The sequence below is a fragment of the Paraburkholderia metrosideri genome (genome assembly GCF_904848625.1).
Classification (GTDB): domain Bacteria; phylum Pseudomonadota; class Gammaproteobacteria; order Burkholderiales; family Burkholderiaceae; genus Paraburkholderia; species Paraburkholderia metrosideri.
In genome coordinates, this window is sequence record NZ_CAJHCP010000006.1 from 516421 (window position 1) to 538608 (window position 22188).

General features: G+C 60.3%; 13 protein-coding genes. 7 read left to right on the forward strand and 6 right to left on the reverse strand.

All coding sequences use genetic code 11. The features are described 5' to 3' along the window. Window positions 1-295: 295 nt before the first annotated feature. The 4 genes from LMG28727_RS15995 to LMG28727_RS16010 are packed head-to-tail and all read left to right on the forward strand — an operon-like array spanning window position 296 to window position 5363. Window positions 296-2077 (forward strand): efflux transporter outer membrane subunit, encoded by a 1782-nt coding sequence (locus tag LMG28727_RS15995; protein WP_236591936.1) that lies wholly within the window; start codon window positions 296-298, stop codon window positions 2075-2077. 11 nt (window positions 2078-2088) lie between these two features. Continuing rightward, complete coding sequence (locus tag LMG28727_RS16000; RefSeq protein WP_201643290.1) at window positions 2089-4299, forward strand: FUSC family protein; 2211 nt, start codon at window positions 2089-2091, stop codon at window positions 4297-4299. Next, the gene (locus LMG28727_RS16005; RefSeq protein ID WP_063496755.1) at window positions 4289-4489 is read left to right on the forward strand and encodes a DUF1656 domain-containing protein; all 201 of its coding nucleotides are present in this window, start codon (window positions 4289-4291) and stop codon (window positions 4487-4489) included. Before LMG28727_RS16000 ends, LMG28727_RS16005 begins: the two co-directional genes overlap by 11 nt. A gap of 13 nt (window positions 4490-4502) precedes the next feature. Next, window positions 4503-5363 (forward strand): efflux RND transporter periplasmic adaptor subunit, encoded by an 861-nt coding sequence (locus LMG28727_RS16010; RefSeq protein ID WP_201643291.1) that lies wholly within the window; start codon window positions 4503-4505, stop codon window positions 5361-5363. Window positions 5364-6822: 1459 nt separating this feature from the next. Here the strand turns inward: LMG28727_RS16010 and LMG28727_RS16015 are convergent. From LMG28727_RS16015 to LMG28727_RS16025, 3 genes are all read right to left on the reverse strand, one after another. Next, entirely contained in the window at window positions 6823-8019 is a 1197-nt protein-coding gene (locus tag LMG28727_RS16015; protein WP_201643292.1) for a hypothetical protein, read from the reverse strand. A gap of 437 nt (window positions 8020-8456) precedes the next feature. Further along, window positions 8457-8807 carry a hypothetical protein gene (locus LMG28727_RS16020; RefSeq protein ID WP_201643293.1) on the reverse strand — a complete coding sequence of 117 codons (351 nt, stop codon included), beginning with the start codon at window positions 8805-8807 and terminating at the stop codon, window positions 8457-8459. A 34-nt stretch (window positions 8808-8841) separates the two neighbouring features. Then, window positions 8842-10356: an arylsulfatase gene (locus LMG28727_RS16025; protein ID WP_201643294.1), complete on the reverse strand. Its 1515-nt coding sequence runs from the start codon at window positions 10354-10356 to the stop codon at window positions 8842-8844. Window positions 10357-11007: 651 nt separating this feature from the next. On the opposite strand from LMG28727_RS16025, the gene LMG28727_RS16030 reads away from it, so the two are divergent. After that, window positions 11008-12540: an MltF family protein gene (locus LMG28727_RS16030; protein ID WP_201643295.1), complete on the forward strand. Its 1533-nt coding sequence runs from the start codon at window positions 11008-11010 to the stop codon at window positions 12538-12540. Between the two features lie 513 nt (window positions 12541-13053). On the opposite strand, the gene LMG28727_RS16035 is transcribed toward LMG28727_RS16030, so the two are convergent. Then, window positions 13054-14670 carry a methyl-accepting chemotaxis protein gene (locus LMG28727_RS16035; protein WP_407945851.1) on the reverse strand — a complete coding sequence of 539 codons (1617 nt, stop codon included), beginning with the start codon at window positions 14668-14670 and terminating at the stop codon, window positions 13054-13056. A gap of 526 nt (window positions 14671-15196) precedes the next feature. Between LMG28727_RS16035 and LMG28727_RS16040 the strand changes: the two genes are divergently transcribed. Continuing rightward, entirely contained in the window at window positions 15197-16465 is a 1269-nt protein-coding gene (locus LMG28727_RS16040) for an MFS transporter (RefSeq protein WP_201643296.1), read from the forward strand. A 212-nt stretch (window positions 16466-16677) separates the two neighbouring features. After that, window positions 16678-18582, forward strand: coding sequence for a propionate--CoA ligase (locus LMG28727_RS16045; RefSeq protein ID WP_201643297.1), 1905 nt, complete (start codon window positions 16678-16680; stop codon window positions 18580-18582). Between the two features lie 184 nt (window positions 18583-18766). Here the strand turns inward: LMG28727_RS16045 and LMG28727_RS16050 are convergent, their stop codons facing one another. Then, window positions 18767-19543 (reverse strand): 5'-methylthioadenosine/adenosylhomocysteine nucleosidase, encoded by a 777-nt coding sequence (locus tag LMG28727_RS16050; RefSeq protein WP_201643298.1) that lies wholly within the window; start codon window positions 19541-19543, stop codon window positions 18767-18769. Continuing rightward, window positions 19540-21891, reverse strand: a complete 2352-nt coding sequence (locus LMG28727_RS16055; protein ID WP_201643299.1) for a UvrD-helicase domain-containing protein — start codon at window positions 21889-21891, stop codon at window positions 19540-19542. Before LMG28727_RS16055 ends, LMG28727_RS16050 begins: the two co-directional genes overlap by 4 nt. Between the last annotated feature and the right edge of the window lie 297 nt (window positions 21892-22188).

Here is a 22188-nt window from a genome sequence, read left to right on the forward strand (position 1 = left end):
CGCCGAGTATCAGCGCTCAGCCCCCTCCCACCCCCTGCAAAGCGGCCAACGGAAGCTCTCACTTCACCGCCGGACCCGCTCCACCCAACCCGCTGCAATCGACCGAAACCGGCGCTTATCGCCCGCTTCGCCGCAGTGCAACACAGTAATGCTTGATCGGGGCGATTGTTACACGATTCGCAAAGGCAATTATCTCACGTACTGTAAAAATGCCTTGCATCTTTACCAGTTATTCCCCAATCAATCAAAAAATATAATGACGCACAAGCATCTATAGTCAATTTTGGAGGAAATCGTGCAGTCTCCGGTACAGAAAGGGATCGCCGCAACAGCGGTTCTTACGATCCTATTAACAATCGCCGGCTGTGCAAGTACCGGGGGCATCGCGCCGCAAGACCACAGCGTCGAGCCCTCCTCACTCGACGCCGGCAAGGCCATCCGCGCGGCCAACCAGGACGCCCAGTGGCCGGCCACCGACTGGTGGCGTGCCTATAACGATCCGCAACTCGATCAGTGGATCGCCGACGCTCAGGCCGGCAGCCCCAGCCTCGCCGCCGCCCAGGCGCGCGTGCGCGAAGCGATGTCGATGGCGGGCGTGGCCCGTTCGGCGTTGTCGCCGCAAGTTAACGGCAGCCTGTCGATCCAGCGTCAGAAATGGTCCGACAACGTGTACTACGGGCCGGGGCCGCTCGCGGGCGAGCAGTCGTGGAACAACACGGGCACGCTGGGCCTTTCCTATAACCTCGATCTGTGGGGCAAGGACAAAAACGCCGCCGAACGCGCACTCGACGCCGCGCACGCGGCCGCCGCCGATTCGCGCGCCGCCCAGCTCGAACTGGAAGGCAACGTGGTGCGTACGTATATCGAGATGTCGCTGAACTACGCGCTGCTCGACATCGCCAAGGCCACGCTCGCGCAACAGCAACAGATCGTCGATCTTGCGAACCGTCGTCTGAAGGGCGGTATCGGCACGCAGCTCGAAGTGAGCCAGGCCGAAACGCCGATGCCCGAATACGAGCGTCAGATCGACGCGATTGAAGAAAAAATCGCGCTCGGCCGCAATCAGCTGGCCGCGCTGGCCGGCAAGGGTCCGGGCGCGGGCGATTCGATCCAGCGCCCGACGCTGTCGCTGGCCGCGTCGCCAGGTTTGCCGAGCGCGTTGCCGGCCGACCTGATCGGCCATCGGCCGGACGTGGTCGCCGCACGCTGGACCGTCGCCGCGCAGGCGCGCGGTATCGACGTCGCGAAGGCCGATTTCTATCCGGACATCAACCTGCTGGCGTCGATCGGCGGTTACGCGGCGATGGGCCCGCTGTTCCAGTTCCTGAAGAATCCGTCGCATAGCTGGAGCGCGGGTCCGGCGCTGTCGTTGCCGATTCTCGACGGCGGACGGCTGCGCTCGCAACTCGGCGCGGCATCGGCCGGATATGACGAGGCGGTGGAACGCTATAACCAGTCGATCGTCGGCGCGCTGAAGGATATCTCCGATCAGGTGATCCGCATCCGCTCGCTCGCCACCCAGGCCGACGACGCCGATCGCTCGGTCGCCGCGGCTCGCCGGAATTACGAGCTGTCGCGTGAAGGGTATCGGCGCGGTCTGACCGACTATCTGAACGTGCTGATCGCGCAGAATCAACTACTGCGCGCGCAGGAAGGCGTCGCGAAGATCCAGGCCGAGCGGCTCGGTGCGCATGCGTCGCTGGTCACGGCATTGGGCGGCGGCCTGGATGACCCGGCCAACGGTCCGAAGGACAGCGAGACACTGCCGGCGCATGGCAAGGGCAAGGCGAACGCAGGCGCCGCTGCTGCAGCCGGTGCGGCCTCTGACGCGTCGCCCGCGGCATCCGGCAATGCGCAGGCAGAGCCGCAAACAGCATTGGTCGGTAGCGCCGCTGGCTCCGCGCCCGCGAGCGCTGCAACCGGCGCCAAGGCCGCGAGCCGTATCGCTTTAAAGACCTCGAAGGCCAACGCCGCGGCGAAGGCCGTCAAGACCACGGGCGACGCAAGCAGCGCAGGCCTCGACACCGCGGCAGCCCAAGCGCCGCGCGCCGCCGCCAACGCGCGTGCGGCCGAGTAAGGAAGCCGACCATGTCAGCCGCCCCTTCCTCCGTCACGCGCCCGAAGTCGCCCGGCGCGCTGTACGCAGCCGCCGCCGACTGGGCTCGCACCGACGGCCTCACCTGGGTCTATCTGTTCAAGGCGCTCGCCGCGTGCTTCCTCGCGCTCGGCATCGCGATGAAGCTCGACTTGCCGCAGCCGCGCACCGCGATGACCACCGTGTTCATCGTGATGCAGCCGCAAAGCGGCATGGTGTTCGCCAAAAGCTTCTACCGGATCTGCGGCACGCTGGTCGGCCTCGTCGTGATGCTCGCGCTGATCGGGCTGTTCGCGCAAACGCCGGAACTGTTCATCATCTCGACCGCGATCTGGGTCGGCATCTGCACGGCCGGCGCCGCGCGCAACCGCAACTTCCGCTCGTACGGTTTCGTGCTGGCGGGCTACACGGCCGCGCTGATCGGCATTCCCGCCGCGCAGCATCCGGACGGCGCTTTTCTGAGCGCGCTCACGCGGGTCGCCGAAGTGGTGCTCGGCATCGTCTGCGCGGGCGCGGTCAGCGGCCTCGTGTTTCCGCAATTCGCGGGCTTGCAGATGCGCAGCACCGTGCGTGCGCGTTTCTCGGCATTCGTCGAGTATGTGTCCGCGTCGCTGGCCGGCCGCAACGACCGCGCGCAGATCGAGGCGAGCAACGCGCGTTTTGTCGCCGATATCGTCGGCTTCGAAGCAGCCCGCAGCGTGGCCGTGTTCGAAGGCCCCGATTCGCGGATGCGCGGCGGCCGTCTCGCGCGTCTGAACAGCGAGTTCATGACCGCGTCGACCCGCTTTCACGCGCTGCATCAGTTGATGAACCGGCTGCGCACGACCAACACGGACGCGGCGGCGGTCGCGATCGACGCGCTCGAACCGTATTTCAAGGAAATCGCCCCGCTGCTCGCGAAATCCGGTGAACCGGTGCTGAGTGCCGCCGACGCAGCCCATGCCGCCGCTCAACTCGACGCGTACAAAGCCGCGTTGCCGGGCCGCGTGCGGGCAACCCGCGCCGAGCTGGAAGCGCAACCGGACGCGCTGCTGCTCGACTTCGACACCGCCGCCGAACTGCTGCACCGCTTCATCGACGATCTGCATGCGTACGCGGCCACTTATGCGTCGCTCGCGGTCGATACGCACGAGCGCGAACGCTGGATCGAGCGTTACGAGCCGAAGACCAACGCGACCGCCGCGGGCGTGGCGGGCGTGCGGGCCGCCATCGTGATGATGGTGCTCGGCGCGTTCTGGATCGCCACCGCGTGGCCAAGCGGCTCGACGTTGACGCTGAATGCCGCCGCCGTGTGCGCGCTGGCGTCGTCGTCGCCGAATCCGAAGCGCACCGCGTTCCAGATGGCCGGCGGCACGCTGGCCGCGACGGTGATGGGAATGATCGTGGTGTTCGGCGTGTTTCCGCACATCGACGGATTTCCGATGCTGTGCGCGGCGCTCACGCCGTTCCTGCTGCTCGGCGTATTCATGACCACGCGCCCGGCGCTCGCTGGCTACGGTATCGGCTATTGCATCTTCTTCTGCTTCCTCGCCGGTCCGGACAACGTGATCCACTACGACCCGACCTCGTTCATGAACGATGCGATGGCGCTGGTGCTGTCGATGCTGGTGTCGTCGATCGCGTTCGCGGTGTTGCTGCCGCCGTCCACACCATGGCTGCGTAATCGGCTGCTGGTCGACCTGCGTCGTCAGGTGGTGCTCGCGAGCCGCGCGGGCATGCGCCGGGTGCGTTCGCGTTTCGAGAGCGGCGCACGCGATCTGATGTCGCAGATCAACGCGCTCGCGCCGGGCGAGCCCGAACTCAAACGCGACACGTTGCGCTGGCTGTTTTCGGTGCTCGAAGTCGGTAATGCGGTGATCGACCTGCGCCGCGAAGTCGCCGCACTACCGGCGGACGCCCGCTACGCAAAGTCGATGCCGTGGCGCGTGGCGCTGCGGACCATGCGCGATGCGTTGAGCGCGCTGTTCGAGCAACCGCGCGAGGACCGTTTCGACCGCGCGCTGTCTGCGACGGCCGACGCGATCGCCGCGCTCCAGCAGATGCTGGCCACCTTCACGCCACCGCGCGAGGAGCGGCATCAGTTGCAACGAATTTTGAGTCAACTGCATTTCATTCGTACCGCACTGCTCGATCCGCAGTCGCCGCTTGCACCTTTGATGAGCGGACCGGTCAGTGCGTCAGAAGGAGTTCTTCATGCCGCGTGATATCGCCGTTTTCGACGCCTACGTGCCGGCCATCGTGCTGCTGTTCATCGCGGGCGCCGCGCTTACCTGGGTGCTGGATCGCGTGATTGCCTATACGGGCCTGTATCGCGTGGTGTGGCATCCGTCCTTGTTCCGGGCCAGCTTGCTCGTGTGTGTGTGCGGCGTGCTGGGTCTCGCCGTTTATCGTTGATCAGAGTCGAAACATGACCATCCGAAATCTTGTTGGCTTCATCGCGACAGCCATTATTTTTGTCATCGCCATTTTGCTTGGGCGCGTGCTGTGGGTTCATTACATGGATGAACCGTGGACCCGCGACGGTCGCGTGCGCGCCGAGATCGTAAACGTCGCGCCGGATGTGTCCGGCGCGGTGGTCGATCTGCCGGTGAAGGACAACCAGTTGGTGAAGAAAGGCGATCTGTTGATGCAGATCGATCCGTCGCATTACCAGATTGCGGTTGAGCAGGCGCAGGCGGCAGTGGCCGCCCGCAAGGCCGAGTTGCAGATGAAGCGTGACGATGCGCAGCGGCGTGCCGATATGGACTCGCTGGTGGTGTCGAAGGAGAGCCGCGAGAATGCGACGCATACGGCTTCGGCTGCCGAGGCCTCCTATCAGCAGGCGCTGGCCGCGCTCGATGCTGCGAAGCTGAATCTGGAACGTACGCGGGTGGTGTCACCGGTTGACGGTTATGTGACCAACCTGAGCGTGTTTCGTGGCGACTATGCGACGGCGGGTGCCGCGAAGCTTGCGATTGTCGATAGTCACTCGTTCTGGGTGTATGGCTACTTCGAGGAAACCAAGTTGCCGCATGTGCGCGTTGGCGATAAGGCCGAAGTTCGGCTGATGAGCGGCGGTACGTTGCAGGGGCATGTCGAGAGCATCTCGCGCGGGATTTATGATCGCGATAATCCGGAGAGCCGGGAGTTGCTGGCCGATGTGAATCCGACTTTTAACTGGGTCAGGTTGGCGCAGCGCGTGCCTGTGCGGGTGAGGATTGATGCTGTGCCCGAGGGGGTTGTGTTGGCGGCTGGGATTACTTGTACGGTGGTTGTTACGCCGGGGTGAAGGCGCCGCCTTGGGGTGAGTTCCAGGGGTGTTGGCCTTTCCTTGTGATCACGGTGGTCTATTGGTGTTGCCCCTGTGCGGGGCGGCACTCACTTTCTTTGCCGCCGCAAAGAAAGTAAGCAAAGAAAGCGGGCTCACACCGCTAGCTCATAAGTGGGTCCCCTGGCTTGGAGGGGGCAGTGGTGCATCTGGAATCAGTGCTTTCGCGCACTCCGCGTTCGTGGCAAGTTGCCCGATGGCTGGATGCTTTGGTCGGGCGCCGCCTTGGGGTGTGTTCTTGGGGCGTTGGCCTTTCCTTGTGATCACGGTGGTCTATTGGTGTTGCCCCTGTGCGGGGCGGCACTTACTTTCTTTGCCGCCGCAAAGAAAGTAAGCAAAGAAAGCGGGCTCACACCGCCAACTCTTAAGCGGCGCCCCTGGCTTGGAGGGGCCAGTGGTGCATCTGGAATCAGTGCTCCCGCGCACTCCGCGTTCGTGACAAGGCAGTCATTCTTCCGGCGACGCTTCGCGCGCCGTAGCGGTGGTTCTTCAGCCACCTTCTCATGCTTTCCGCTGACCGCCAGATCGCGTCCCTGGTGGAGAGCGCCATATCCCAATGATTCAATGTGTTTGTCTGCGCCACCTGCCTCCGGTGCAGAGCGGCACGCGCGTTTGCATATCTAAAAAACCAAGGGGTGCTCAACGAGTTGCCGAGTATTGCGACCGCACCTGCTCCCACACACCGCAAAAAGAACGCCCTTTCCGGCGAGCACGAAGTGCGAGGCGGGAAGTATGACTGCCTTGTCACGAACGCGGAGTGTGCGGAAGCACCGATTCCAGATGCACCACTGCCCCCTCCAAGCCAGGGAACCCACTTAAGAGCTGGCGGTGTGAGCCCGCTTTCTTTGCTTACTTTCTTTGCGGCGGCAAAGAAAGTAAGTGCCGCCCCGCACAGGGGCAACTTCGAAAATCAGCCGGCTAGCCATTATGCCGTGTTGGGCAAGACTCTCCGGTCGCTCACGCGGTTTTCACGCGGTTTCCATCTGGATTTTTTGCCTGCCCGTTGACTATTTCAGCACGTTTTCCGCAAGAGCGGCCCCAAGTAAAGCGTCTGAATGCCTCGACGTGCCCAGTTGGAAAAAAGCCGACCCGTTTAGGTTGGCTAAAAGTTCTGGCCATTCCGAGGGCCGTGCCAGAACGTGAGAACCATATTATGTCTCAGCATATGGAAAATCAACACATGAAAAATCTCAAAATTTAAACTGCGCGGTGGGCGCTGGCAAGTGATTTTAGTCCTTCGAGTTCCGATCGATCCATCTAACAATATTCCACACTTTTCCCTCATTAAGACGCTCTGAAGACGAACGACAGGCTTTAGATCTCCCCAAAAGAAAACCGATTAGATAGACCTCAGTTGATTTTCGAAAATTTCAAAAAACTGATGTTTATCAGCTTTTACTTAGTTGTCGGGCTGTGTTTGTCAGCTAGGCAGCGTTTTGAACTCCATTGCATCACCATTGGAATTCCAAAGATCTATAAACATCGTTCTTTCTTCTGGATCATATTTGGCATGGGGAGGCAAGGCCGATTTCGCAAGTGCCGGCTCTTTGATCCAAAGATCATGAAAATTCCGCATCAACCATTCTAGCAAAGTAGAAAAAGGAGGTTCTGCGACGTCGCTTTCAATCGAATCTCCCAGCATCATAAAAAGCGACATTCTCAAAAGCCAAATGTCTTTAGTAGATCCATTTTTTATCTTGCCAAGTTCGCTTTTTAGTCGAGCGTCAAAGATATTTACTATTATTGGATCAAATCTGGTCGGTCCAGGTCTCATTATATATTGAAGTGGACGGATTGCCGTCAGCATCGATAATTCGTTAAGCGGTATGCCATCAAGAAATCGAAAATAGCGAAATATACCGCCCCACAATTGAATGCTCACCGCCTCAATATTTTTCTGAATAACTAGAAAATTAGATGTTTGATAGTTTTCCCGGATACCAGATAGCACCATTACAAATCCACGTCCGATTAGTTCGGTTGCATCGTTCATTTTCTCTTTGTCAGCCAAAAGAGCAATGAGATTGTATTCGATCGCGGTCCGTGCACGATCACCCCAAGTGGTTAATGCTGTGTGAAGCGGCCCCTTTGGCTCGGCAGCCCGAGAATGAACAAGGGAGCTTATGACAGCCTCTCTAATGGCGCTCGAATAAGTAAGAAACAGAACTCCTCGCATATGTAGATTGCCAATAACTTCCAGTGGTTTTACTGGGCTTGACAAAAAGGCAAAATTTCCAAAGATTCCTGACGTAAGGCTAGGCCTAATTCCAAGCGAACGGTGTTGAGCCTCTTCAATAGCGAGCGTTTTCTCGGCATTAATAGCACTTCGCACTAGCAATTTGAGTAACGGCTCAGCAAATCGTCGATCAATTGGATTTTTCACGTATGACAGCACAAGTCGTTCAGCTGTTTGGGGAGCAACTTGCACAATCGCGTCAGTAATGCGGGGATTGGCTACGAATGCCAACAAAGATTTGCAAATGCTTTCTGATTTTCTCGGCCGACTACCATCTCTGCCACCGATCTCAATCAAATAGAACAAAGTCTCAACACTTTTCTCTATTTCTGTCGCAATGATAGAGGCATCACTATTGGTACGGCCCACCCATGCGATCATAGAATCAAGGTATCGCTTCGCATTTGATGCCTTGAGTTTAACGGGTGAAAATAGCACGCGTGAAAGTATCAAAGAGCCTAGAAAAACCAGGCAACTTCCGATCCATTCCCAGACTATTGGAAATCCAATTATTGGAGCGCCTGCGAGGGTGGTTTGCGGCAGTACTGACCCAATAAGAGTAGCCGCGAAGGCGGATGCAAAGCATATCAAAGCGGCAATTACGGATCTTTTTTTATTTGTGCTCGTAGGCGCTGATGCGGTGCGGTAAGCTGGGAAAATGCCAGGAGCAAGCCTAATGCTGCAAGTACGTCACCAAGCGAAAAATAAACTGCCGACGGACTCTGCGGATCATAGTGACAATTTCCGAATAATTTCAATCCAAGACAATAAATGCTATTGGAATTTTCCATTATCAATCCCGAACTGTCTGTGATTAGTTACGTCTGCGCGAGGTAGTCAGCGCAGACTCCGTGGGTCTCACATACTATCGGCGATTGATAGTCGAGCATCCAGCCATCGGAAAACAGCGGCGTAAGGGACCGCCCTGTCGTGAGCTTAAACGCCTCGAGAATATCTGGCGCGAGTAGGACCGCAGCGCCTGCGAGCGCGACGCGATCCTGCCAATCGCATGCCACGCCGTTTGCGCTCATCCAGATTCGCGATGACTCGACAATGTGATCCGTGCGCAACCACTCACCTGTACTAGCCATCGCGACAAGTTCGGCGACAACGAGATAGCAAAGCATGGCGGCACGCGCGTCGTCATCGAAGTTTCGGAGCGTAGACATGTTTGAAGGCCGATCCGATACAGTTGGAGCCAGATCATCGCGGATCTCCGCCTCCGCCAATTCCGAGTCCTATATCCTTCTTTGGATACTTCTTGAAAGTTGCCATATGAGCGGCTTGCATTGCAAGGACAGGACCATAAGCCCACTCATAATCGCTATTGCTTCGTGTCAACCGCTCCTTTGGATCTCTATAGATATCGAAGACCCATGGCGAAACGCCGACCGGAACAAACGTTGACATGCTTATGTTCGAAAACGGCTGATCAAACAGCTGGACCATGAAGTAGGCTTTGAATTCTCCCCAGCGTAGCGCCGAAAAATCTGCCTGATTGTACGAAAACACTGCTTGACGTGCGGTTTCGCCGTTGTCGCTCAGTAGGAAACCGGTCTGGTCAACGCCGTCGATATAACGCTCCTTCGGAATTTTGGCCTTGGCTCCGGCGAGATCGAGCGACGTATTGAACAAATCCATCAGGTCAAAAAGGCCGTCGCTAACTCGCCCCGGCTTAACCATTCCTGGCCAGTAAGCAATGCCCGGAACGCGTACACCACCTTCCCAGGTAGTGCCTTTTCCACCCCGGAATGGCGTATAGCCCGAATCCGGATAACTATCTTCCTCTGGGCCATTGTCCGAGGTGAAGAACACGAGGGTGTTTTCTTCTTGCCCCGTGTCCTTCAGGGTTTGAATCAAACGTCCAACAATGTCGTCCACCTCGACCACCGCATCCTTATAAGGCAGCTTCGCTGGACTGCGCCCTTGATAGCCGTCGCCCGGATAATTGTCGAAGTGTACTTTCGCAAAAGCATGAACAAGATAAAACGGCTTGTTGGCCTGCGCCGCACGTTTCATAAAGTCAACGGACCAGTTTGCGAAGTCCTGATCTACATTGCCCATCCGTTTCGGAGTATCTAGCGGGTACGCCACCTTCAAATCCCCACCCTTTCTTCCATCCACAATAGAGTTGTACTCGCTCAGTCCTTTGAAGGTAGCCAGCCGATCGGGATTCAGCATTAACTGCGGATACTTGGCAGCGTCCATGTACTGGGTGTACTCGCTGACCACTGAAAGAAACCCGTGGAATTCGTCGAAGCCGACGTCCTGAGGTTGCATTCCCTTGCCCTCACCGATGTGCCACTTCCCGGACAGGCCGGTGATATAGCCGTTGCTGCTGAGCAGCTTTGCCGCACTTACCTCGTCAGCCCAAGGGTTGTGGGTCGGTCGATCGGAGGCAAGCAACGGGCGCGTGAGCCCGCTTCGCGCAGGAATTCGTCCGGTGTAAAGCGCCGCCCGCGAGGGTGTGCAAAGTGGTGTCGTGTATGTAGACGTCAGCTTGAGCCCGTTCTGCGCCAGCTTGTCAATATTCGGCGTAGGCGCCCCCGCCATGTCGCCGCCGCCGTAGGCGCCGGGATCTCCATATCCCATATCGTCGACCAAGATGATGAGAATGTTTGGCTTCCGACCGGTCTTTGATTCCAACGCGCGCAATTTGTCTGCGACATTCTTGTCTTGCTCGGGGTGCGGGATAGCGGGTTCAAGGTTGTCGGCCACTCGGACTGTACGGTCCCATCCTTTCGGAGTTTGGGCGGACGCTGGCCAGATTGAAAAACACAGCGCGGAGACTAATACCGTTAGGGTGCTCTTAACAGGGCTCATGCTGTCCTCTCGCCAAAAGTGATAATTCGCTCTGATCCTGAGTTTGTGCGCCGGAAAAAATTTCGAGAGATGCCGTTCAACCTACAAGCTCGAATATCTCAACCAATAAGCCAAGCGCATCGGTTCGGGGTTGGATTAATACTGTTGAAAAAATTATCTGATAGGTTTTCTATTTTCGTTGGAAGGTTCTTCCACGCCTACGTCAAGCCGAACGACATCCGGTGACCCGCCGTGGGCGACGCGGCGCGCGCTTTTATCGATTGGTCAGAACATGCAGGGCCACGTCCGCATCGTGGCTATCGACACCATTCGTGTGCGGCAACTTGCGCACGACATGCTTGGCGCTTGTCCACGAGAACATGGTTTCGATGCTATAGCCGGGTTTCGACTTAGGGCAATATAGTTAGGGGAAATCGTATCCCCTACGCGCACGTCGGTAACCTATGATTTAACGATGCATCGCCGTACGCGTGAACTTGCGTCTCAGAGTAAAAAGCGAAAATCAAACAGAAATCTAGACCGTCGCATGATCGTTCGGGGAGACACATGAAAGCCATCCCTCTGACTTTAGCGGTTATCTGCTCAACGTTATTGCTCGTAGCAGCCGTGCAGGCAGCCCCAGCACCGCCGACGTCCCCCGCGTCGTCACCCACAACCACATCCGAAGCGTCATCCACTGCCGCACCGTCTGGCGGCGTGCGCCAGTTGAATCTCGGCAACAAGCCGTGGACTGGTGACTTCGACGCCATGCTCAAGCGCCGGATCATCCGCTTCCTTGTGCCTTATAGCCGCACTCTTTATTTCAACGACAAGGGTCGCGAGCGCGGATTATCGGCAGAGCTCGCGCGCGATTTCGAGCGCTATATCAACAAACGCTATGCGAGCGAACTCGCCAAGCGGCCGGTCACGCTCTACCTGATTCCGACCACGCGGGACAAACTTCTGACAAATCTCACGGCCGGACTCGGCGACATCTCAGCCGGCAATCTCACGGCAACGGACGAACGCGAAAAGCTTGTCGATTTCATCGCACCACGCGACCGCAAACCCGTTCGTGAACTGATTGTGACCGGCCCCAAGGCCGCGCCGCTCGCTACGCTCGACGACCTCGCTGGAAAGCAGGTCTATGTGCGTCAAGCAACGAGCTACTACGAGAGCTTGACCGCGCTTAACGAACGTTTCAAGTCTGCCGGAAAGCCGCTCATGCAGATTACGCTGCTGCCCGACGCGCTCGAAGACGAAGACAAGCTGGAGATGCTCAACGCGGGCGTGCTGAGTATTGTCGTTGTGGACGACTGGAAAGCGAAGATGTGGTCACAGGCACTTCCGCATATCAAGGTGCATGACAACCTCGTGGTGCGAAGCGAAAGCTATACCGGGTGGGCCATCCGCAAGAACAGTCCCCAACTGCAGGTCGCGCTGAACGAGTTCTATGCTAACTACGTTAAGAAGCAAGGCATCGAGGCCTATCGTCTCGCCCGCTACATGAAACAGATCAAACAGATATCGAACAATACTAACGACGCCGAACGCAAGCGTTTCGAGCAAACCATCACGTTGTTCGAAAAATACGGCAAGGATTATGGTTTCGATCCGCTGATGCTTGCAGCTCAAGGCTACCAGGAATCGCAACTCAATCAGGGCGCGCGTAGCCGCGTCGGTGCGATCGGCGTCATGCAGTTGATGCCTGCGACAGGCAAGGAAATGGGCGTCGGCAGTATTTCAGTGACGGAAGCGAACGTTCACGCGGGCACGAAGTATATGGACCAGTTGATGAGCCGCTATTTCCCGGATGCGCATTTCAGCGAGAGCGAACGCCCGCTTTTCGCATTCGCAAGTTATAACGCCGGACCGGGCAATATCGCAAAGATGCGCAAGGAGGCCGCGACGCGTGGCCTCGATCCCGACAAATGGTTCAACAATGTCGAAATCGTGGTAGCGGAGAAAATCGGTATTGAAACGACCACGTACGTTCGCAACATCTACAAATATTATGCCGCGTACAAGTTGATCGTCGATGCGAAAGCGAAGCGAATCAAGGCGATCGAAACCATGCAAAAACCCGCGGAGCCTGGATAAATAGGCTTAGTTAGACCGCCAGCACAGCGGTCAGAATCAGTCAGATTTCGAGCTTGTTGACTTTCGTACCTTGCAACGAATAGAAGGAATAGCGTGGCGGGTATGGCCTGCGAACTCGCCTTTCTGTCAGTCGTTCGGCCGTCCGTGTCGATAGTCGAGGCGCGCCGCCTAGCGTCCAAGTCGGCGACACAGACCAGCGCAGACGTGTTCTCGAACGAGTCGCGCAAGCCGTGGGGGCAAGGGCAGCGGTCGCGCGCGCCATTCTTTCAGGTGAAGCAATCTGGGCAAAAGCTCTAAGAGTTTATTTGTACGCCGCTCACGTATCCTGACACTATATATTTCGTTGTAACGCAGCACCCAACCCGAACGACCCGGGCCCGAACGGTCCCCGCAGGATAGAGAAACGCGCAACCCGCCGCCGGCGGGTTTTTTATGGGCTCTTGATTTAATAAGGACAACACGATTAGCACGGATCAAACCGGGCGCGATGCGCGCCTGAGGCAACCCAAAACCCTAAACCCGAAACTTCCCCACCACAACCTTCAACCCCTTAGCCTGATCATCCAGCGACCGCGCAGCGGCAGTAGCCTCCTCCACCAAAGCCGCGTTCTGCTGCGTCCCGGAATCCATCTGCGTAACCGCCAGGTTGATCTCCTCAATCCCGGCACTCTGCTCGGATGACGCCGCAGAAATCTCCCCCATGATGTCGGTCACGCGCTTAACCGCCTTGACGATCTCATCCATCGTCAGCCCCGCATCCCGTGCGAGCGTCGAACCGTTGCTAACCCGTTCAACCGACGTGTCGATCAGCCTTTTGATCTCCTTCGCAGCCGCGGCACTGCGCTGAGCCAGATTGCGCACCTCGGCGGCGACCACCGAAAAGCCACGCCCCTCTTCGCCGGCACGCGCCGCCTCGACCGCTGCGTTCAACGCCAGAATATTCGTCTGAAACGCAATCCCCTCGATCACGCCGATGATGTCGCCAATACTGCGCGCGCTATCGTTGATCTCGTTCATCGTCGCCACCACGCGGTTCACCACCACGCCGCCCTTCTCCGCGATCTCGGACGCGTTGTCGGCCAGCGTGCGCGCCTGCTTCGCGTTGTCGGCGTTCTGCCGCACCGTGGACGTCAACTGCTCCATGCTGCTAGCGGTGCGCTCGAGCGCCATCGCCTGCTGCTCGGTGCGCTGCGACAGGTCCAGATTGCCCATCGAGATCTGCCCCGACGCCGTCGCAATCGCATCCGCGCTCGACGCGATATCGGCAACCGTCGTCGCCAGACCACTCTGCATGTCGTGCAGCGCATACAGCATGCTCGACCGGTCCTTGCGCGCCAGCACGATGCGATTCGACAGATCCCCGGCCGCGATCCGGCTGGCGATTTCCTTCGCATAGGCCGGCTCGCCGCCAAGCTGGCCGGCCAGACGCCGCACCACCCATTCGCTGATCCCGAATGCCAGCACGATCAGCCCGACCGTCATCAGCGCGATCATCACGAACGACGAGTGGTAGATGAAGCCGGACGCGTCGATGGTCGCCTTCGCTGCCGTCCCGCGCTGCGCGACGAGTTCGTCGACGAGCTTTTCGAGTTTGCCGGTTTCGACCAGCAACGAGATGTCCTGCGTGCCGACCTGCCAGTTCATCTGCGACAGATCGAGCGGCTGCGCCTTCACGAGCGTCACGAAGTCCCGCAGATGCCCGCTCCACACCGTGATCGCGGCAGCAAACGCGTTCTGCTGCGCAAGCGCTTTGGGCTCGGAGGTGTCGACGTACTGTTGCAAGGTGCCGAGTTGCGCGGAGAGGCCGGCGAGCGCGTGGTCGATGTCCGCGCCCAGTTCGTCGCGCTCCCGGGCGGTGGTCGCGGTCAGCAGCATTTTTTGCGCGCGGCTCGCCCGCAGCATGTGCCCGCGCGCTTCTTCGGCCGCCCGGCTGGCGATGTGCCCCTGATCGTAGATGGACTGCGCGGACGCGTTCAGCCGGCCGATCTGCGCCAGCGAAAACACGCCGATCAGCAGCGTGCCGACGAGCAACACTGCAAACGCGAGTCGCAACGTCGTCTTGACCGACATCCCCTTTAGCTTCACGGCGTGTGCGGGCTTGCCACCCACCGCCTGTCCTCCGGAACCCATCCCCGCATTGAATCCCGCGCTGCGCGGGTTGCCTCGCGACACTGCTGTCATCTTCCCCACCCCCCACTTCTGGTCCATGGATGAACCTGCCGGAAAGGTCGGTTCCGGCATTACCGCTTATCTCTCCGGGTCGGCGCCGGGAACGTCTGCGATCTTTGCCGTCGCTTACGTCCACCGGGTGCGCCGCCCGGTCCTCGATGCGCCGCTTTGTAAGCTGCGCGTCCGCGACACGTTTTATACATGGCCAAAAATCACCCGGATCGTATTTATCAGACGACTCGTTGCACTGCCGTAGTGCATCGGGCTCGGGCTAAATGGGGCGCCAACGCGTCCGCACCGCGACCATGCTGTCCGATTCGCGACAAAACTTGTCCTTACAATTCGCTCAAGCCACATTAAACTTCGCTAAATAGTCGAATCCGCCAAAAGTCGCGTCGAATTGTCGCACCAGACAGGCAGGCGCTGCGCGACTCGACGGTGACCGCCAGATCCTCATTCGCCACCATTTTTCTCTTTCATCTAGCGTATGGAAACGAGCCTCGAAAAAAGCGCCCTCGCTGGCGCAACAGCCGCAAGCGCCACCTCCAGTCCTGCGGCCGGCGGCGCGCAGCCAGCGGCGAAAGTCCAGCGCACGGTGTATTCCGTGCTTGGTGCGATCAGCTTTTCGCATCTGCTCAACGACATGATCCAGTCGCTGATCCTGGCCATCTACCCGATGCTGAAGGACAACTTTTCGTTGTCGTTCGGACAGATCGGTCTGATCACGCTGACCTACCAGATCACGGCATCGCTGCTGCAACCGTTGATCGGCATTTATACCGACAAGCATCCGAAGCCCTATTCGCTGCCCGTCGGGATGGGTTTCACGCTGTCGGGTCTGCTGCTGATGTCGGTGGCGTCCAGCTTCGGTGTGCTGCTGATCGCGGCGGCGCTGGTCGGCTGCGGGTCGTCGGTGTTTCATCCGGAATCGTCGCGGGTCGCGCGCATGGCATCGGGCGGACGCCACGGCCTCGCGCAGTCGCTGTTCCAGGTCGGCGGCAACGCGGGTTCGTCGCTCGGACCGCTGCTGGCCGCGTTGATCGTGATTCCGCACGGCCAGCGCAGCATTGCGTGGTTCTCGGTGGCGGCGCTCGTCGCCATCGTCGTGCTGACGCAGATCGGCCGCTGGTACAAGCGTCATCCGTCGGTGAAGAAGGCGCGCAATCTGGCCGGACACGCCGCACTGCCGCGCAACAAGGTCATTTTCGCGATGAGCGTGCTGGTGTTGCTGGTGTTCTCGAAGTACTTCTACCTTGCGAGCATCAATAGCTATTTCACGTTCTATCTGATCGACAAGTTCCATCTGCCGGTGCAGGCGGCGCAGATCCATCTGTTCGTGTTCCTCGCGGCAGTGGCGGCGGGCACGGTGATCGGCGGTCCGATCGGCGACAAGATTGGCCGCAAGTACGTGATCTGGGTGTCGATCCTCGGGGTCGCGCCGTTCACGCTGCTGCTGCCGTATGCGAACCTGTTCTGGACCGGCGTGCTGACGGTGATCATCGGCGTGGTATTGGCGTCGGCGTTCTCGGCGATCCTCGTGTATGCGCAGGAACTGATTCCCGGCAAGGTCGGCATGGTGGCGGGCCTGTTCTTCGGCTTCGCGTTCGGCTTGGGCGGCGTCGGCGCGGCGGTGCTTGGACAATTGGCCGATGCCACCAGCATCGCGTTCGTCTACAAGGTCTGCTCGTTCCTGCCGCTGATCGGCGTGCTGACGGTGCTGCTGCCGGATATCGAAGGCAAGCGCGCAAAGGCGTGATCGGGTTGTCCGAAACTGATGGGGGAAAGGCGCTGCGGCGCCTTTTTCTTTTGCGCGAGCCGCTGCGTTGCGCTTATGGTGAACCCGTGTTGTCCGCCACGTCGCGCGTGCTCTATCCTTGAGCGGACATCGGCGCCGCTTTCGCGCCGCGCAACACGGCGACATCGCACCTCCTCCGACCGTTCCCTCCCGCCGCACAAGGATCGCCGCAGATGACAAGCTATCGCGACTTCCACCGCCGTTCGATTGAGAACCCCGAGGACTTCTGGCGCGAAGAAGCGCGGCGAATTCACTGGCACACGCCCTTCGATGACGTGCTCGACCGCTCGAACCCGCCGTTCGCGCGCTGGTTTGTCGGCGGCCGCACGAACCTGTGTCATAACGCGGTGGACCGGCATCTGGCCGAACGCGCACAGCAGAATGCGCTGGTGTACGTGTCGACCGAAACCGGGATCGAGCGGCGCTACACGTACGCCGAGCTATACGGCGAAATCAACCGGATGGCCGCGGTGATGCGCTCGCTCGGCGTGAAGCGCGGTGACGTCGTGCTGCTCTATCTGCCGATGATCCCCGAGGCGCTGTTCGCGATGCTGGCATGCGCGCGGCTCGGGGCGATTCATTCGGTGGTGTTCGGCGGCTTCGCCGCGCCCAATCTCGCGGCCCGCATCGACGACGCGAAGCCCGTGCTGATCGTGACCGCCGATGCCGGCGCGCGCGGCGGCAAGGTGATCGACTACACGCCGCTGATCGACGAAGCGCTCGCCCGCGCGACGCACCAGACGCCCCATGTGCTGCTGATCGACCGGCAACTCGCGCCCGAGCGCCTGAATGCGCACTATCTGGTTGCCTACGAGCCGTTGCGCGAGCAGTTCTTCGACGTGCATGTGCCGTGCGAATGGCTCGAATCGAACGAGCCTTCGTATGTGCTTTACACGTCCGGCACAACCGGCAAGCCGAAGGGCGTGCAGCGCGACGTGGGCGGCTATGCGGTGGCGCTCGCGGCATCGATGGAACATATTTTCGAGGGCAAGCCGGGCGACACGATGTTCACCGCGTCGGACGTAGGCTGGGTGGTCGGCCACAGCTACATCATCTACGCGCCGCTGATCGCGGGCTTGACCACGGTGATGTACGAAGGCACGCCGATCCGTCCGGACGGCGGCATCTGGTGGCGTCTGGTCGAACAGCACAAGATCAATCTGATGTTCACCGCGCCGACTGCGTTGCGCGTGCTGAAAAAACAGGACCCGGCACTGCTGAAGAAGTCCGATCTGTCGAGTCTGCGCACGTTGTTTCTGGCCGGCGAGCCACTCGACGAACCGACTGCCGCGTGGATCGCCGACGCACTCGGCAAGCCGGTCATCGACAACTACTGGCAGACCGAAACCGGCTGGCCAATGCTGGCGATTCCGCGCGGCGTCGAAACGTTGCGCTCGAAGCTCGGCTCGCCGGGCGTGCCGTCCGCCGGTTTCAATCTGACGCTGCGCAATGAATTGACCGGCGATGCGTGCGCACCCCGCGAGAAAGGCGTGCTGACGCTGGACTATCCGTTGCCGCCGGGATGCATGTCGACGGTATGGGGTGACGACAGCCGCTTCGTCAGCACGTATTGGTCGAGCATCCCGAACCAGCAGGTCTACTCGACCTTCGACTGGGGCGTGCAGGATGAAGATGGCTACGTGACGATTCTCGGCCGCACGGATGACGTGATCAACGTCGCCGGCCACCGGCTGGGCACGCGCGAAATCGAGGAAGCGTTGTCGAGCCATGCGGCGGTCGCCGAAGTGGCGGTGGTGGGCGTGACGGACGCGCTGAAAGGCCAGGTGGCGATGGCCTTCGTGGTGCTGCGCGGCGCGCAGATCTCGGCGGATAGCAGCGAGCGCGCACGGCTCGAGGCCGAACTGAGCGCGACGGTCGAACGTCAGCTCGGCGCGATTGCACGGCCTGCGCGTGTGGTGGTGGTGTCGATGCTGCCGAAGACGCGCTCGGGCAAGATGTTGCGCCGTGCAATCGCCGCGCTCGCGGAAGGACGCGATCCGGGCGATCTGCCAACGATTGAAGACCCCGCCGCGTTGCTGCAGATTCGGGAAGCGCTGGGCGGGATTGGCGCGAACTGATGGGGACGGGGACAGGGACGGCGCTGTGAAGCGGTTGTGACAGCGAGGTTGTCTCGCAAGCTGCGCCCGACAAGACCGGCTCGACCGAAGCGCGTGCGTCCATTCGTCTGGGCTACGCGCTCCATCCGCCAGATTGTCTGAGTGTCAGACCATCAGACCGTCAGACCGTCAGACCGTCAGACCGTCAGACCGATTCACGCGCGTTGAGAAAGCGCGTCAGGATCGCGTTCGAATAGGCGCCGGCGATCTCCGTCAGAAACGACACGAACGACTGCGTCGCGTGATCGTCGGCGGTATCGGAGATCGTGCGCACCACCGCGCACGGCACACCGTACTCATGGCAAACCTGCGCGATCGCTGCACCTTCCATCTCGACGGCAAGCGCATCCGGCAACGCGTCGCGCAACGCCTGCACACCCACGGCGCTGGCCACGAACTGGTCGCCGCTGATGATCAACCCGCGATGCACCCGCGGCGCGTGCGTGCCAAAGCGCGCCGCCGACGCCGCGCCCTCTTCCGCGACAAAGCGTTCACAGGCCGCCGCGAGCCGGTCGGCGAGAGACGCATCGGCGGCGAATCGCGACATGCCCAGCAACGGCACTTCGAAACGCGGAAATAGCGGCGATGCATCGAGATCGTGTTGCAGCAGCGTATCGGCGACGACGATATCGCCGACCCGCACCTCGAGTCCGACACCGCCCGCGACGCCGGTGAACACGACGGCTTCGACATCGAATGCATGGATCAGCGCGCTGACCGTAGCCGCCGCCGCGACCTTACCGACGCGCGCCAGCGTGACGACGCACGGCGTGCCGTGGACGGTGCCCAGATGATAGTCACGCCGGCCGTGCGTGATGGTGCGCACGCCGGACTCGGCGCGCATGGCCTCGATCAGATCGCCGAGTTCCTGCGGCAAGGCCGCGAGAATTCCCAGCGGACGGTGCGAGATGGGCGCGCTCATTCGACCGCCTGCAATTTGGCGACCGCTAGCGCCAGCCATTTCTCGCCGTGCCGTTTGAATTTGACCTGCGCTTTCGCGTCCGCGCCGCCGCCTTCGAGCGCCGTAATCGTGCCCTCGCCGAACTTGGTATGAAACACCTGTTGGCCGACGCGAAAACCCGTCTCCGCTGCACGCTGTTCATTCGCGAACGCGGGCAGCTGCGCTGGCGTCGACGAAGCCGGCCCCGTGTAGCCCGGCCGCGCAAACCAGTCGCGCCCATAACCCGCGTTATCCGATCGACCGCCCCAGCGCGCGCCCGCCTCGACCTTCGGCGTGAGCCACTTGAGCGTTTCCTGCGGCAGCTCGTCGAAGAAACGCGAACGGATGTTGTAACGCGTTTGACCATGCAGCATCCGGCTTTGCGCGAACGACAGATACAAGCGCTCCTTCGCCCGCGTGATCGCCACGTACATCAGGCGACGCTCTTCTTCCAGCCCGTCCGATTCCATCGCGCTGTTCTCGTGCGGGAACAGCCCCTCTTCGAGACCGGTGATGAACACCGCCGTGAATTCGAGGCCCTTGGCCGCGTGCACGGTCATCAGCTGCACGGCTTCCTGGCCGGCTTGCGCCTGGTTGTCGCCCGCTTCGAGCGACGCGTGCGACAGGAAGCCGGCGAGCGGCGTCATCGTGTCCGGGTTCTGCGCGGGATCGGCGACACCGGGCGCGTCGAACACGACGGTGTTCGGATCGTCGGTAGCGACGGCCAGTTCAGGCGCGGCGGTCGCGCCCGGACGCAGCGGAATGGAACGCGCGGGCGTGTCCATGCCGTAGCCTTCTTCGCTGACGAAAGCCGCCGCCGCGTTGACCAGTTCCTGCAAGTTTTCCAGCCGGTCCTGGCCTTCGCGTTCGTTCTGATAAAACTCCGACAGACCGCTCGTGCGGACCACGTACTCGACGGTTTCAGGCAGGCTCATCTGCTGCGTTTCCGCGCGCATCTTGCCGACCAGGTTAGCGAAACTCGCGAGGCTCGAACCCGCCTTGCCCGCGACGTACGGAATTGCGGCAGCCATCGAGCAGTTGTACAGACGCGCCGCGTCCGCGAGTTGCTCGATCGAACGCGCGCCGATGCCGCGTGTCGGGAAATTGACGACGCGGGCGAACGCAGTGTCGTCGTTCGGATTGTCGATCAGACGCAGATAGGCGAGCGCGTGCTTGACTTCCTGACGCTCGAAAAAGCGCAAGCCGCCATACACGCGATACGCGATACCCGCGTTGACCAGCGTGTGCTCGATCGTGCGCGACTGCGCGTTACTGCGGTACAGGATCGCGATTTCGCTGCGCGACGTGCCGGTGCTGATCAGCGCCTTGATTTCCTCGACGATCCAGCCGGCTTCCTGCGAATCCGTCGCGGATTCGTACACTCGCACCGGTTCGCCGTGACCCGCGTCGGTACGCAGGTTCTTGCCGAGCCGGCGCGAGTTGTTCGCGATCAACTGATTGGCCGCATCGAGAATATGGCCGTGCGAGCGGTAATTCTGTTCGAGCTTGATCAGATGACGGACCTTGAACTCGGTTTCGAAGTCGCGCATGTTGCCGACGTTCGCGCCGCGGAACGCGTAGATCGACTGGTCGTCGTCGCCGACCGCGAAGATCGAGTTGGTCTGACCCGCCAGCATTTTCAGCCACGCGTATTGCAGCTTGTTGGTGTCCTGAAACTCGTCGACCAGGATATGCCGGAAGCGCGCCTGATAGTGCGCGCGCAGCGGCGGATTGTGCGCGAGCAGTTCGAAACAGCGCAGCAGCAGTTCCGGAAAATCGACCACGCCTTCGCGCTGGCATTGCTGGTCGTAGGCTTCGTAGAGTTCGACGAATTTGCGGTTGAAGTTGTCGGTGGCGTCGACGTCTTTCGGCCGCAGGCCCTGCTCTTTCGCGTTGTTGATGAAGTACTGGAGATTTTTCGCCGGGTACTTTTCGTCGTCGACGTTGAGGCCCTTCATCAGACGCTTGATCGCGGAGAGCTGGTCGGCGGTATCGAGAATCTGGAAGGTGGCCGGCAGACCCGCGTCACGGTGATGTGCGCGCAGCATGCGGTTACACAGGCCGTGGAAGGTGCCGATCCACATGCCGCGCGTGTCGATCGGCAGCAGCGCCGACAGGCGCGACATCATTTCGCGGGCGGCTTTGTTGGTGAAGGTCACCGCGAGGATCGTGGCCGGCGACGCCAGACCCTGCTGGATGAGCCATGCGATACGCGTGATCAGCACGCGGGTCTTGCCACTGCCTGCGCCGGCCAGGATGAGCGCGGGCTCATTAGGGAGCGTGACGGCGGCGTGTTGTTCGGGGTTCAGATTGGCTAGCAGATCGGGCATTTTTTCTGGAGGGACGGGGCGGCGGTTTGTGCGACATTATAGGCCCCGGCGGGGGGGCTGCTTTTTTGGGGGGTTGGTTTTGGGGGTTGGTTTTGGGGTGGGGCTTTTGGCTGTGTTCCATGGGCGTTGGCCTTTCCTTGAATTCACGGTGGTCTATTGGTGTTGCCCCTGTGCGGGGCGGCACTTACTTTCTTTGCCGCCGCAAAGAAAGTAAGCAAAGAAAGCGGGCTCACACCGCCGGCTCTTAAGTGGGTTCCCTGGCTTGGAGGGGGTAGTGGTGCATCTGGAATCAGTGCT

Bases quoted from the DNA above. Each gene is read 5' to 3' on its own strand.
- LMG28727_RS16020 (WP_201643293.1), bottom strand. From the start codon at position 8,807: ATGTCTACGCTCCGAAACTTCGATGACGACGCGCGTGCCGCCATGCTT.
- LMG28727_RS16010 (WP_201643291.1), top strand. From the start codon at position 4,503: ATGACCATCCGAAATCTTGTTGGCTTCATCGCGACAGCCATTATTTTT.
- LMG28727_RS16035 (WP_407945851.1), bottom strand. From the start codon at position 14,670: ATGGGTTCCGGAGGACAGGCGGTGGGTGGCAAGCCCGCACACGCCGTG.
- LMG28727_RS16015 (WP_201643292.1), bottom strand. From the start codon at position 8,019: ATGATCGCATGGGTGGGCCGTACCAATAGTGATGCCTCTATCATTGCG.
- LMG28727_RS16045 (WP_201643297.1), top strand. From the start codon at position 16,678: ATGACAAGCTATCGCGACTTCCACCGCCGTTCGATTGAGAACCCCGAG.
- LMG28727_RS16030 (WP_201643295.1), top strand. From the start codon at position 11,008: ATGAAAGCCATCCCTCTGACTTTAGCGGTTATCTGCTCAACGTTATTG.
- LMG28727_RS16055 (WP_201643299.1), bottom strand. From the start codon at position 21,891: ATGCCCGATCTGCTAGCCAATCTGAACCCCGAACAACACGCCGCCGTC.
- LMG28727_RS16005 (WP_063496755.1), top strand. From the start codon at position 4,289: ATGCCGCGTGATATCGCCGTTTTCGACGCCTACGTGCCGGCCATCGTG.
- LMG28727_RS16000 (WP_201643290.1), top strand. From the start codon at position 2,089: ATGTCAGCCGCCCCTTCCTCCGTCACGCGCCCGAAGTCGCCCGGCGCG.
- LMG28727_RS16050 (WP_201643298.1), bottom strand. From the start codon at position 19,543: ATGAGCGCGCCCATCTCGCACCGTCCGCTGGGAATTCTCGCGGCCTTG.
- LMG28727_RS16040 (WP_201643296.1), top strand. From the start codon at position 15,197: ATGGAAACGAGCCTCGAAAAAAGCGCCCTCGCTGGCGCAACAGCCGCA.